This window comes from Microcoleus sp. w1-18aA5 (assembly GCF_036701705.1).
Lineage (GTDB): Bacteria > Cyanobacteriota > Cyanobacteriia > Cyanobacteriales > Microcoleaceae > Microcoleus.
In genome coordinates this window covers 20,073-33,648 of the sequence record NZ_JAUPTE010000041.1, presented here as the reverse complement: position 1 = coordinate 33,648, position 13,576 = coordinate 20,073, and the positions used below count along the sequence as shown (strand labels likewise).

The 13,576-nt window shown below is 49.5% G+C and carries 12 protein-coding genes; 7 read left to right on the top strand and 5 right to left on the bottom strand.

What is annotated here, in order from left to right:
* Nucleotides 1-141 precede the first annotated feature (141 nt).
* From dnaK to Q5691_RS16285, 7 genes are all read left to right on the top strand, one after another.
* The gene (gene dnaK / locus Q5691_RS16315; protein ID WP_333213875.1) at nt 142-2,259 is read left to right on the top strand and encodes a molecular chaperone DnaK; all 2,118 of its coding nucleotides are present in this window, start codon (nt 142-144) and stop codon (nt 2,257-2,259) included.
* 132 nt (nt 2,260-2,391) lie between these two features.
* A complete protein-coding gene (gene dnaJ / locus Q5691_RS16310) occupies nt 2,392-3,519 on the top strand; it encodes a molecular chaperone DnaJ (protein WP_333085115.1) in 1,128 nt (375 codons plus the stop codon).
* A gap of 295 nt (nt 3,520-3,814) precedes the next feature.
* Complete coding sequence (locus tag Q5691_RS16305) at nt 3,815-4,105, top strand: sulfurtransferase TusA family protein (RefSeq protein ID WP_333213873.1); 291 nt, start codon at nt 3,815-3,817, stop codon at nt 4,103-4,105.
* Nucleotides 4,102-5,352 (top strand): ribosome small subunit-dependent GTPase A, encoded by a 1,251-nt coding sequence (gene rsgA / locus Q5691_RS16300; RefSeq protein WP_333311835.1) that lies wholly within the window; start codon nt 4,102-4,104, stop codon nt 5,350-5,352. Before Q5691_RS16305 ends, rsgA begins: the two co-directional genes overlap by 4 nt.
* 241 nt (nt 5,353-5,593) lie before the next feature.
* On the top strand, nt 5,594-6,379 hold the full coding sequence (locus tag Q5691_RS16295; protein ID WP_333213869.1) for a MotA/TolQ/ExbB proton channel family protein: 786 nt from the start codon (nt 5,594-5,596) through the stop codon (nt 6,377-6,379).
* A gap of 15 nt (nt 6,380-6,394) precedes the next feature.
* On the top strand, nt 6,395-7,123 hold the full coding sequence (locus tag Q5691_RS16290) for a biopolymer transporter ExbD (RefSeq protein ID WP_333311834.1): 729 nt from the start codon (nt 6,395-6,397) through the stop codon (nt 7,121-7,123).
* Nucleotides 7,124-7,680: 557 nt separating this feature from the next.
* Entirely contained in the window at nt 7,681-7,878 is a 198-nt protein-coding gene (locus Q5691_RS16285; protein ID WP_006635253.1) for an NblA/ycf18 family protein, read from the top strand.
* A gap of 436 nt (nt 7,879-8,314) precedes the next feature.
* On the opposite strand, the gene Q5691_RS16280 is transcribed toward Q5691_RS16285, so the two are convergent.
* From Q5691_RS16280 to Q5691_RS16260, 5 genes are all read right to left on the bottom strand, one after another.
* Nucleotides 8,315-8,764 carry a hypothetical protein gene (locus Q5691_RS16280; protein ID WP_333042233.1) on the bottom strand — a complete coding sequence of 150 codons (450 nt, stop codon included), beginning with the start codon at nt 8,762-8,764 and terminating at the stop codon, nt 8,315-8,317.
* Between the two features lie 80 nt (nt 8,765-8,844).
* Entirely contained in the window at nt 8,845-10,047 is a 1,203-nt protein-coding gene (locus Q5691_RS16275; protein WP_333215664.1) for an anhydro-N-acetylmuramic acid kinase, read from the bottom strand.
* 107 nt (nt 10,048-10,154) lie between these two features.
* Entirely contained in the window at nt 10,155-10,886 is a 732-nt protein-coding gene (locus tag Q5691_RS16270) for a PP2C family serine/threonine-protein phosphatase (RefSeq protein WP_333064224.1), read from the bottom strand.
* A gap of 415 nt (nt 10,887-11,301) precedes the next feature.
* Nucleotides 11,302-13,068, bottom strand: coding sequence for an AarF/ABC1/UbiB kinase family protein (locus Q5691_RS16265; RefSeq protein ID WP_333311833.1), 1,767 nt, complete (start codon nt 13,066-13,068; stop codon nt 11,302-11,304).
* A gap of 111 nt (nt 13,069-13,179) precedes the next feature.
* Entirely contained in the window at nt 13,180-13,512 is a 333-nt protein-coding gene (locus Q5691_RS16260) for a DUF6825 family protein (RefSeq protein ID WP_333345631.1), read from the bottom strand.
* Nucleotides 13,513-13,576 lie beyond the last annotated feature (64 nt).

The following is a 13,576-nucleotide window of genomic DNA, read 5'->3' as shown; positions in this document are numbered from 1 at the left end:
CTTTGATACTGCTTTAGGACATCAAGTTTATTTCCTACAAATCTAGTCTGGGAATGCTTGTTTAAACAAGCTGAGTCGTTTTTCATCTCCCAACCTGTAGTTGGAGATTTCCAAACATCCCACAAAGTTTTATGAGGCGCTATGGGAAAAATTATTGGAATTGACTTAGGCACAACTAACAGTTGCGTAGCTGTGTTAGAGGGCGGTAAACCCGTCGTGATCGCCAATTCCGAGGGCGGCCGCACAACTCCGAGTATAGTAGGATTCGGCAAGGCGGGCGATCGCTTAGTAGGTCAACTAGCCAAGCGACAAGCTGTAACTAATGCTGTAAATACTGTCTACAGTATCAAACGATTTATCGGACGGCGGTGGGACGACACGGAAGAAGAACGAGCGCGGACTCCCTATACCTGCATAAGAGGCAAAGACGATACCGTTAACGTCCAAATTCGGAACAAGGTTCACACTCCCCAAGAAATCTCGGCAATGGTACTCCAAAAGCTCAAGCAAGATGCTGAAGCTTATTTGGGACAAACTGTTACCCAAGCCGTGATTACAGTGCCAGCCTACTTCACAGATGCCCAACGGCAAGCTACTAAAGACGCCGGTACGATCGCAGGCCTAGAAGTCCTGCGGATCGTCAACGAACCGACAGCGGCAGCCCTTTCCTACGGGCTGGACAAGCAAAATATAGAACAGAAAATCTTGGTCTTTGACCTAGGCGGCGGTACTTTCGACGTTTCGATCCTGCAACTGGGAGACGGAATTTTTGAAGTCAACGCTACCTCCGGTAACAACCATCTCGGAGGAGATGACTTTGACGACTGCATTGTACAGTGGCTGGTAGAAGCTTTCCGCACTCAAGAAGGCAGTGACCTTTCACAAGATAAAATGGCTTTGCAGCGCCTCCGAGAAGCTGCGGAAAAAGCGAAAATCGAACTCTCCAACCGGGAATCTACCTCAATCAATCTGCCCTTCATCTCTTCTGACGAGAAAGGGCCGAAGCATTTGGAAATGGAACTCTCCAAAGCTCAGTTTGAAAAACTGGTGGCTCATTTGGTGCAAGCAACGATCGATCCGGTGACTCAAGCCCTCAAAGACGCAAGTTTGACCCCCAAAGACATAGACAGGATTATTTTAGTCGGAGGCTCAACCCGGATTCCGGCAGTTCAAAAGGCAATTAGCAAGTATTTTGGGGGTGTTTCTCCCGATAAATCCGTCAATCCCGACGAAGCTGTAGCCGTAGGCGCGGCAATTCAAGCCGGGGTGTTGGGTGGTGAAGTCAAAGACTTGCTGCTGCTAGATGTGACGCCGCTCTCCCTGGGACTCGAAACCTTGGGCGGGGTGTTCACCAAAGTAATCGAGCGCAATACAACTATTCCCACCAGCCGATCGCAAATGTACAGCACGGCGGCAGACGGACAAACCTCGGTAGAAATTCACGTACTCCAAGGCGAGCGGGCATTAGTTAAAGACAATAAAAGTCTCGGCAAGTTCCTGCTCAAAGGCATTCCCCCAGCCCCCCGCGGCGTACCTCAAATCGAAGTTACCTTTGAAATCGATGCCAACGGGATTCTCAAAGTGGCTGCTGAAGACAAAGGAACCGGAAAAGAACAAAGCATCCAAATTTCCAATACAGGGGGATTGAGCGAAACCGAAGTCGAGCGGATGCGACAAGAAGCCGAACTTTACGCCGATGAGGACATCAAGCGCGCTCTACTCGTCGAACTCAAAAATCAAGCTGACTCCCTCGTCTATAATTGTGGTGTAACTTTAAAAACCAACGCGCAACTGCTGAGTGACGAGCTCAAGGCCGAAGCGGAAACAGCCGCAGCAGCCTTGCGGGCAGCGATGACTAACCCCGACATCACAGTCGAGGAACTCACGCCCGCAATCGAATCTTTCAAGCAACTGCTATACTCGCTGGGGACAGCAGTCTACGACCAAGCCCGCAGCGGGGTAGCCCCGTCAGGAGCTGTTGTTGAAAGCGAGATGATGTCAGAAGTAGAATCATCAGAACCAGAAGATGTTAAAGCGGACGACGACAGCATTTTGCTGAAAGAAGAGCTGCTGGTGGCGCCGGAATCAAAGCCGGAATCAAAGCCGGAACCAAAGCCGGAACCAAAGCCGGAGCGACAGTCAAAACGACAGTCAAATCCACAGCCAAGTCCACAGCCAAGGCCACAGCCAAGTCCACAGTCAAAACAAAAACAGAAGGTTCCCGAACCAGAAGTTGATGATATGAATCCTTTCCTTTAAAACTGAAAAGCTAAAAATTAAAAGTTAAAAATTGACAATGAGAATTTTTGATTTTTAATATGTAATTTCAGGAAAGGTCGCCCGTTTCTTTTTCGTACACTTTTTGTTATTTACCTCCAGGCAAGCAGCTCTATGGCCGGTGATTACTATGAAATATTAGGCGTTTCTCGCAGCGCAGACAAAGAAGAAATTAAGCGTGCTTACCGCCGCCTAGCTCGCAAATACCATCCAGATGTCAACAAAGAACCCGGTGCCGAGGAGCGGTTTAAAGAAATTAACCGCGCCTACGAGGTCCTCTCAGAACCCGAAACCCGTGCTCGTTTCGACCGTTTCGGTGAAGCAGGCGTCAGCGGTGCAGGGGCACCTGGGTTCCAAGACTTTGGTGACAGCTTTGCCGATATTTTTGAAAGCTTCTTTCAGGGCTTTCAGGGAGGTGTCGGCCAACAACAGCAAGGTCGCAGGCGCAGTGGGCCGGTGCGCGGAGACGATTTGCGCCTAGATTTGCGGCTGGATTTTCGGGAAGCAGTGTTTGGTGGGGAAAAAGAACTCCGCATCAAGCATCTAGAAACCTGCGAAACTTGCACCGGGACTGGCGCGAAACCGGGAACCCGACCACAAACCTGCTCGACTTGTACCGGCAGTGGTCAAGTCCGACGTGCTACCCGCACTCCTTTCGGCAGCTTTACTCAAGTTTCAGTTTGCCCCACTTGCAACGGCACCGGGCAAGTGATTGAGGATAAGTGCGAAACTTGCGGTGGCCGGGGCCAGAAAGAAGTGATGAAAAAGCTGAAAATCACAATTCCGGCTGGGGTTGACAACGGTACTCGCTTACGGGTTTCCAATGAAGGGGATGCCGGCAAACTGGGCGGGCCGCCCGGAGATCTTTACGTGTTCTTGGCGGTGAATGAAGACCCGCTATTTAAGCGGGACGGCACTAACGTTAGCTCGGAAGTTAAGATTAGTTATTTGCAAGCAATTTTGGGGTGCCGGTTGGAAGTGGAAACCGTAGACGGGCCGACGGAATTGTTGATTCCTAGCGGAACTCAGGCGAATACTGTTCTTACTCTTGAGAAAAAAGGGGTGCCTCGGTTAGGAAATCCCGTCAGTCGTGGCGATCATTTGATTACGGTGTCTATTGACATTCCGACTAAGGTGACGGCTGAGGAACGGGAATTGCTGATGCAGCTTGCTAAGCTGAAGGGCGATCGTACCGGTAAAGGCGGCTTGGAAGGATTTCTGGGCAATTTGTTTCAGAAATAAGCAATTTTTGACACCAATTGGTGTCAAATTTTCCGGTTTCAGGATTCCCCAGCCATTTGTTTTAGTATCTGTCAAAAAAATGTGGGCAATTGCTCACAAAAATCTCAGGTGGGACGCTTCCTGGGCATTGCGTTTCAGCAGCGCTGAAAAAAGTGAGCGCAATTGCGCTCACTTTTTTCAGAAAGAATAATAGTCTGTGTCCAATTGGAAAGAAAATTTTAGATTCTCCAGTTTCCAGGCAACTTGTTTAAAAAAGTAAGTAAGGCTTTCAGGATTTGAGATTGCAAAAAGCATTATGAATTCAACATCGAAAATTGAAAATCCCAAATCCCCAGATGCCAAAATCGATCTGCGGGGTACTCCGTGTCCTCTGAATTTTGTCCGCACTAAACTGCGCTTGGAGCAAATGGCACCGGGAGCAGTGTTGGAGGTGTGGCTGGATGCTGGGGAGCCGATCGAACAAGTACCCGATAGTCTAAAAATGGAAGGCTACCAGATTCTCGAAACGCAATTTGTCGCGGATGAGCCGGATTCTGGATTTTTTTCGATGAAAGTGCAGCGCCCAGAAGACAAGGAAGCCGGATGAGCCTGAATTCACCCTCGATTGTGGGTACTGTAATTGCTGTTCAGGCTAACTTCTACCAAGTGAGGTTAGATCCCGAAGTCTCCATTGACGGGAAAAATGCTCCCCTCGCGGATTCTCCGACTCTCCTGTGCACTCGTCGCACTCGACTGAAAAAAATTGGCCAACAGGTGATGGTGGGCGATCGCGTGGTGGTAGACGAACCGGACTGGACTGACCGCCGAGGTGCAATTTCTGAAGTCTTCCCGCGCCAAACAGAACTCAACCGCCCGCCTGTCGCTAATGCCGATCGCATTCTCCTCGTTTTTGCCCTTGCTGAACCAGACTTAGATCCCGCATCATTAACTCGGTTTTTAGTCAAAGCCGAATCTACAGGTTTAGAAGTGAGTTTGTGCCTGAACAAATGCGATTTGGTCACGCCCCAGGAGTTGGAACAGTGGCGCGATCGGCTTTCAGGCTGGGGCTACGAACCAATGTTTATTAGTGTCCGCAGCGGTGCAGGAGTTCAGGACCCCCCCGCTAATGGTCAAAATGAAGTTTCTAAATCGGAACCAGCTTTCCATGACTTAGTGGAAAAAATAGAGCCATCTCTGCTGAGTTCTGAGGACAACCCCCAAGTTCCAAATTCGGTCAAGCCGTTACATCCGTTAAACCCCGTACATAGCGCGTTGCCGAACTTGCTTCTAGACCACCTGCAAGGAAAAATAACGGTAATTTGTGGCCCTTCTGGGGTTGGCAAGTCCAGCTTGATCAACCAACTGATCCCGGCCCTGAACCTCCGAGTGAACGCTGTTTCTGGCAAACTCGGCCGCGGGCGCCATACGACTCGCCACGTCGAACTATTTGAACTCCCCGGCGGCGGACTCTTGGCCGATACTCCGGGCTTTAATCAGCCGGCTCTCGAATGCGATCCCTCAGAATTAGCGGAATATTTCCCAGAAGCGCGCCAGAGGCTGGCTTTGGGTAGCTGCCAGTTTAGCGACTGTTCGCACCGAGACGAGCCTAACTGTGTAGTGCGGGGCGGTTGGGAGCGCTACGAGTATTACTTGCAGTTTCTCGAAGAGGCGATCGTCCGCCAACAAGCTCTGCAAAACTCCAGCAGCGCCGAATCGAGTTTGAAGCAGCAAACCAAGTCGGATGGTACCCAGCATTACGAACCGAAGCTGCAAACTAAAAAATATCGCCGCTCTTCCCGCCGCCTTCAACACCAGTCCCTCCAAGATATGTGTCAAGACTTAGAGGAATTGTGAGGAAGTCGCCGCCCATCGCCCGTAAGCACTAGACAACAGTACCAAGACTTACCCAGAAACCGGGTTTCCTCCACGAAAATACTTCGTTGCACCCCGATGCCCCCTTCACAAAACCGTCTTTCTTTAGTGGCGAGGGCGTAAGTCCTGAGTACATTAATAGCTAAAATTAAATGGCCTTAGATTTGTTAAAAAAAGTAGAACAGAAGCAAAAGTTAGCGGGTACTGCAGGAGCAAAAATATTGTGAATATTCAAGAACTGTTTCAAAAAGGCGGCCCCGCCATGTGGCCCCTGTTGGTGTTATCGATTCTATCTTTGAGTACCATTATCGAGCGCTTGTGGTTTTGGGCAAGCCTTCTGAGCAAAGAAAAGCAGATTGTTAACCGGATTCTGGAAGCGGCTCGCAGCGATTGGGGGGCGGCTAACGAGATTGCCAGACAAGCTAACCGACAGCCGATCGGGCGATTTCTTTCTGCACCCCTGCGGCTCTACAATCCCGAACCAGATTTATTTCGACTCGCACTTGAAGCTGCAGCCGATGAAGAGTTGGCTTCGATGCGTCGCGGTGACAAAATCTTAGAAGCTACGATCGCTCTCGCCCCTTTGCTGGGCTTGCTGGGAACTGTTTTGGGCTTGATTAACTCGCTGAGTTCGATCCGTCTGGGCGACATCGGCACGGCGGCAACAACTGGCGTAACTTTGGGGATTGGCGAGGCGCTGATCACTACTGCATCTGGGATGGTAGTAGCAATTTTTACCTTGGCGTTTTATCGGATATTTCAAGCTTTTTTGTTCAACCAGGCAAAAATATTTCGCAAAGCTGGAAATGAATTGGAATTGCTTTACAGGCAATACTGGCCTGCAGCTAATGCTAAGGGTCGATCACCCGGTGCAGAATACAGCAATTCTTCTTTTGGTGCAGATGGTTTGAACAGGCGTTCTCTCAATTCTCAAGAATCGGGAGAACGGAATCGGGAGCCGAAATTGAAAGGTTCCGATCCGGCTGAAGATTCACCTTCTAATAATTAAAACTACTGAGAACTGATGAAGATTAATCTAGATACTCCTGCTGAAGAGGCTCGGATTGAGCTGGTGCCTTTAATTGACGTGATCTTTTGCATTCTGACGTTTTTTCTCCTGGCTGCTTTGCAACTGACTCGCCAGCAAGCCATTAATGTCGATTTGCCTAAAGCGAAGACTGGACAAACACAGATGCGAGAGATGCTGATTGTCAGCATTGACGATTTCGGGCAAACTTATATCGACCAATTGCCTGTTAATTACCAACAGCTCGATCGAGTTTTAAAGAGTTTCCAAAGCCAGAATCCTACGGGGTTGATGGTGCTGTACGCTCCTCAAAATGCGAGATATGCCAAAGTAGTCGAGGTTTTAGACAAATTGAGAGAGGTAGGGGGCGATAGAGTTGCCCTGGCAACTCTTCCTAGTTCGGCTCCCTCCCCATTGCCCAATACCTCGCTTCCCAATTCTGGCATTCCTGCAGCACCTGCGATCGGCAATTCCGGTCAACCCCTGCCGTCTCCTGTGCCTCCGGGGCAGCAACAGTTCAACCCCAATCAGTTTCAATCCCCTCTCCCCACTCCTGGGCAGCAGCAGTTCAATCCGAATCAGTTTCAATCCCCTCTCCCGGCTCCTGGGCAGCCTAGCAACTCTGGGGCAACTCAGGGCATTCCTCCTGTTTCGCCTGCACCCGCTGGTTCCAATTTCAGTCCTGGAGTCGCCACTCCACCGCAGGATGGCGGGTCCTCGAATTAGTTAGGAAGAAGGTTCGGCAACGGGTTGTGTAACGGATGTAAAAGATTTCAGTCCGATGTCCGTCGGAAGAAGGGAGAAGGAAGAGGGGAGAACAGAGAAATAGAAATTTTCCCAATCTCCCGCTCTTCCGCTCTCCTCATCTCCCCCTCTCGTCATCTCCTCATCTTTCAATCTCCCCTTTTCCCATCTCTCCATCTCCCCCTCTTCTCCTCTCCCCATCTCCCCCTCGCTGAGAGAATCTCCGCCGAATTTGGTATAAAGGGCTTCAATTCTTTTGGTTCGTACTGAGCCTTTTTTCTCTTGACAAGTAGATAGACTTGTATATGCCTGCGGAAGGAACTTTTGCAGACATCTCGCCATCTCTATCGCTAAGTAAGTTATTTCCTAGGACAGATGGTAATTTTGTCAAATAATTGTTACCTTTTGTAATATAGACTAAAGCCAGATGGGCCATCGGGCATCCCGAAACCAACTGTCGATCGCTGAAACAACTTACAAATCTGGTTAATCCAGGTGTTCACTTTTAAGTCACCTTTACTTACAGAGGAGTCAAAGTCATGAGCCAACCAGCAGAATTGTCTTTGGAACAGCAATTTAGCCTGTGTTCCTTCAAAACACAGGTAAGTGACATGAGCCGCGAACAAGCTCAGGAGTTTTTGGTCAAGCTTTACGAGCAAATGATGCTACGAGAAACCATGTACCGCCATTTTCTGAAACACCACTGGGGTTTAGAACCTAACCCAGGCGTTGAGTAACCAAGAGTCGCAGTCGGCGACCTCCGTCTCTTACTCTGTTCCCTCATGCGGAAAGGAGTTGGGGGTGATGGGGCGTCACTCGAAGGCACAAGGTAGAAAGCATCTGTACAGACGTGAGGAAAACTTGACAATTCCTTTGTGGATTTCACTGAATGTGGAAGTCGAGGTAAGCAGTTTGTCGATCGACACCACTGGAGAGTGCAAAGATAATTTATCGCGCCTCAACTCGAAAATTGGACAACTATTAATAATAAGTAAGTGTTAATTTTTTAACCACTTAAAATTTTTAACAATTCAATATATTTGTGTTTATTTGCAGCGGATGAGGTTTGACAACAATGGCGCTAGTCGGACATCTGAGCGCGACCCCCGACTAGCAAAACCTTCAGTTTTCACATCAATCCCTAGAACTGGCAACTGTGGACTCTAGAAAGAGTTATTCCGGCTGACGTTCCAGAGTCGCCTCCATTGTACTCGTCAAGTAATGACCAGACATGATGCCGCTAGATTGGTAGTAGCGGTTGTCATCAACCCGGTGAAGGGTATCAAAACCCGTCCGCCGCTGGCGTTCGTCTCCCAATACCCAGTAACGCTGGACGATCGACTGGGGAGCAATCCAACCTTCCCCCTCGACGCGGGCGAGTTCGCTGTGTTGGAGTACAAAAGTATACTGCCGTTCATCGCTGTTGAGGTGTCCTCGGTACTGCAAAATAATCTCTTCGCGATCGCCTCCAGGAAATACGAGCTTTGTCACCATACTGAACCAATCTGTTCGGTTCCAGCTCACTAAAGTTTTGCCCTTAACCGTAATTGGCACGCCATTGCGCTCAATCCAGCTTCCTTCGAGCGTCCATTGGCCAGATTCCATTAAAAACGTGTGAGCCACAGTGCTGTTCCTATGCTTTTCCTGCTGGCTACAATGCTGGTGCAACAACGCACAGCCGTTGTCCCTCAGACTCTATGCTATCACGCCCAACTGTGCCAACAAGAGTTAATTTCTCCTAAAAGTACCGATGTCCGGGCACCAGTAACTTGAGGCAGATTGCCGGGAATGCCCCGAACCCGCCATGCGGCTAAAACCGCGAAAGCGATCGCCTCTTTAAAATCTACATTCAAGCCTGCCTCAGAAGTAGTCAACACTTGCACTGGATGCAATTGAGATTGCAATCGGCGTTTTAAGTAGAGGTTGTGGCTGCCGCCCCCGCATAGTAAAACTCGATCGGGCATAGCCGGTAAAAAAGTTTGGTAACTGTGAACGATCGAGACAACAGTCAGTTCTGTCAGAGTGGCCAGCACGTCAGCAGGACTGAGGTTGTAACCTTGGGCCTCGACCAAACACCTGTCAAAATAGTCTACACCAAATAGCTCTCGCCCCGTTGATTTCGGCGGTGCTTGGCGGAAGAAGTCTGATGCGAGCCACTCCTCAACTAAAGCTTGACAGGGAGTGCCCGATGCCGCCCAAGCTCCACCTTCGTCGATCGTCTTAGTTCCGCCTGAGAAGTGCTGTACTGCCAAATCTAACAGGGAATTCGCCGGGCCTGTATCCCAGCCCGATATGCCATCCCCAAAACTGAAAATCTCAGACTCGTCATTGTTTCCCCCTTTTCCTCTGGCCGGAAGATAGGTAACATTGCCAATCCCCCCCAGATTTTGGATGCAGAGGCTGATGTTGGGTTCCGCCAGCAGGCAGGCATCAACTATTGACACTAAGGGTGCTCCTTGACCCCCTGCAGCAATGTCTGCCGATCGAAAGTTACTGACAGTAGTAATTCCTGTCAATTCCGCAATTAGCGCGCCCCGCCCGAGTTGCAAGCTGTAACCCATTAACCCACCGGCGCTGTCTTTCTGGGCTTTCCCAGCAGGTCGGTGGTAGACGGTTTGACCGTGAGAGCCGATTAATTCGGCTTTATCATATTCTGCTTGAATTGTCAATGCCGCCGTCGCAAATTCTTGGGCGATGGCATCATCTAATTCTGCTAGTTCAGCCATTGACAAAGCTGAGCCACTGCAAACCGAGAGAATTTGCGATCGCAAATTAGCAGGATAAGGGAAAGTCTTGCCGGCCACCAATTGCACTTTCAAGTCTGTTTGAGAACCGACCACATCCACCAAAGCAGCATCAATGCCATCCACCGACGTGCCGCTGATCAAACCGATAACGCGGGTCATTCTATTTTAGATTTTAGATTTTAGATTTTAGATTGTTCAATTTTTCGATTTTTCGATTTTTCGATTTTTCGATTTTAGATGGTCGGGTGCGATCGGGCAATCGAATATTATTTGAGGTCGATCGTTACGATCACCACAGTAATATTATCGCGTCCACCTTTATCCTTAGCAGCTTGAATTAAAGCATTTGCGGCGCCCTCGCAGGCGCGAATCGACTTCAGAGGCGAAGCAATCAAAGGATCGGAAAGTTCTTCAGTCAAGCCATCGCTGCAGAGCAGCAAGCGATCCCCAGGCTGCACGTCCACCGGCAAAATATCTATCTCCCGCAAATCATCGCGGCCCAAACACTGGGACAAAACGTGACGCCAAGGATGAGTGCGAGCCTGGTCAGGAGTTAGGGCCTTTCTTTTCACAGCCTGAGCCACCCAAGTCTGGTCTTCAGTAATCTGTTCCAAGCGAGAGCCGTGTAGCCGATACAAGCGAGAGTCACCGATATTAGCGCACCAGGGTCGGCCCTCATCCCTAAACATTAGAACCACAGCCGTAGTACCCATATCAGCACGCTCCGGGTGGTCGAGCTGATCCGTCAAAATTGCTTGATTGGCAATTAAAAAAGCCTTTTCCAACAACAGCGGAGAATCCTCTGGCCCTTCCCAATGTTCGAGCAAATAAGATTGAATCGCCTGAGTCGCAATCCGGCTGGCTTCTTGACCTCCGGCGTGTCCTCCCATTCCGTCGGCCACTATGAAAAATCGCCCGTCAGAGTCTATGTAGTACGAATCCTGATTTACGGAACGAACTAGCCCTGTGTCTGTCTTACCTGCGAAAGAGCGTTTCATAGATTGGGTGATTGGACTCATCGAACTTAAAAGCTTGATTTAATGGGGTGCAATTTTTTATTCCAAAACTTAAATCCCGAACGGACTTGAAATTCTGCAGCCCGCGATCGCGAGTTTTGGAAAAATTGCAGTTCCTTGACCTCATATTGTAGATCGATATGATGGTAATCCCGTCTTAAAATTTCGGTAAACCCAGTAAATTAAGCAGCACCTGCAAAAAAAACAGGATTTATACCCAAAATCAGAGGTTTATCTGGCGAAAAACTTAGGCAGCAACCGGGTTTTTAGCCTCAAAGCGCGTAAGTGTTGTAAATTTTAGCAATTTGTGGTATTGCAGCCAAAACTTAACATTCGAGGTCAAATTTTGGCTGGCGAGAAATCTCAAACCTGAAATTTCAAATCCCAAATTGCCCCATTATGACATCCTGTCTAAGCGATCGATCCGCTTGAACAAACGCAGCATAGCAAACCCTGCACCCGCCGCCAGCACGGCAACAGCGACAGCCGGCCAGACTTGATTGCTGACAAACAAAATTGTCGCCGACAAAGTAAAAGCACTCATCAGCAAAGCATAATTCGTGCCCATTTGAGCGCTGCTCATGCGGCGGAGCAAGCGCTCTGTTTCGGCCGAACGGACGCGAATCCGCAAATCTCCCTGTTCGAGTTTGTCAATAGTCTCCTCAATCCGGCGAGGCAAACCCAAAGCACTCGAACTCACCTGAGCCGCCTGACGGCCGATTTCGTTAAAAATGCTGCTACTTGTATCATGGCCATTTCCATTAGTCATAAGCTGCATGGCAAAAGGTTGTGCCACCTCCATAAAGTTGAACTCGGGATCTAAGCCTCGGCCCACCCCTTCGATGGTGGAAAAAGCTCGCATTACAAAAGTAAAAGTAGCTGGGAACCGAAAAGGTTGGTTGTAGGCAATATCGTAAAGGTCGTCGGTAATCGCGCTCACAGACTGATTTTCAAAAGGCTTGTCCATGAAGTTATCCAGCATATACTGGATGCTGCGGCGCACCGGACTCATATCACCCGTAGGCACCAACGCTCCCAAATTGATCAGAGAATCCATAATCCGCTGTCCATCCTTGGAAGCAATGCCGTAGAGCGTCTCCATCAGTCCTTCGCGGACGTTCGACTGGATTTGCCCCATCATGCCAAAATCGTAGAAAATCAGACAACCGTCAGCACTAACAGCGATGTTGCCGGGGTGTGGGTCAGCGTGGAAAAAGCCGTCGTTGAGCAACTGGCGCAAATAAGCTTTTGCGCCCAACTGAGCGATTAATTTACGATCGATACCGGCCGCTTCCAAAGCTTCGTAGTGGCTGATTTTAATCCCTGGCAGGTATTCCAAAGTCAGCACTCGCGGAGCCGCGTACCGCCAATAAACCCTCGGCACCCGCACCCAGTCACAGTTGCTAAAATTGCGACGAAAAGTATCAGCATTGCGACCTTCATGGAGATAGTCAATTTCCAGCCACAGAATGCGACAGCATTCTTCATAAATCCCCATCCAATCGCGGCCGCGGCCCCACTTAGGATGGTTTTGAAAGTAGCGGGCAATTCCCTTAAGAATTTGCAAATCGATCTCGAACAGCTTCCGCAGTCCCGGTCGCTGCACCTTGACCACCACTTCCGGGCCCGAATGCAGTTGAGCTTTGTGTACCTGACCCAGACTTGCAGCGGCCAAAGGCACCGGGTCAAAGCTGCGGTAGAGTTCTTGAACTGTCTTGCCTAAATCTTGCTCGACAATTACTTCTAACTGCTCGTAGCTGAAAGCAGGGACTTTATCTTGCAGCTTAGAAAGTTCCTCCACAAACTCTGCTGGGAACAAGTCGGCGCGGGTGGAAAATAACTGCCCAACTTTAATGAAAGTTGGCCCCAAATCCAAGAGTGTTTCTCGAACCCAGATAGCTTGAAAGCGGCGTCTGGCAACTTTCTTTTCTTCAGTCACGCCTCCCCAGTAGCTCCAATTTTTGCTGTCGAGCCAGAGGGAAGCCAGCCAGAGCAAGACAAAGGCCCAAATGTCGAAGAAGCGCCGCTGCCGGGAGTATTTTTCGCGATTCCAGCGATAAGCTTTACTTTTGTAGGATTTACTAGCAGTTTTTGGCTCATCGGCTTCGCCAGTGTGCTTGGGGGAGCGGTGGCGATTAACAGAGTCATCAAGGAGAGCAGACACTTGGGTTCCCAACTTGCTTATTTTATGTTGTTGCTTTGATTGGAAGTAGGAGCGCAGGAGCGCAAAGCAATGCGCTCACGTAGTAAATAATAGTTGTGGTCGAATCGAGCGCTAGGGCAAACTGCTGCGGTAACGCTGCAATTCCGATCGCACCAGAGCCACTTCGGCGCGCAGCTCGTCAATCGTCGCTTGCAACTCTCCAGGATGGATGTCTTGAATAGTGGTGGTGCTTGCAGTGCCAGTTCTGGTCTGCATCGCCTCATCCGAAGCACGATTTGCCCGTTCCACAACTCGATCTGTGAACTGCCGCAGGCGTTCTCTTTGTTCTGCGTCAAATTTGCCGAGTTCAGAGAAAGCGTTGGTTGCTGCGCTTTCTAATTGCTCGTACAGTGCTTCGGCAAGTGCTCTGCCTACAAAAAAAGCATGAACTGGGGGTTTACTCATAAAAAATCTCTGTGCGCTTCCGCAACAAATTATAACTTGCTTGTCCCCAATGATGCTTGCTCCC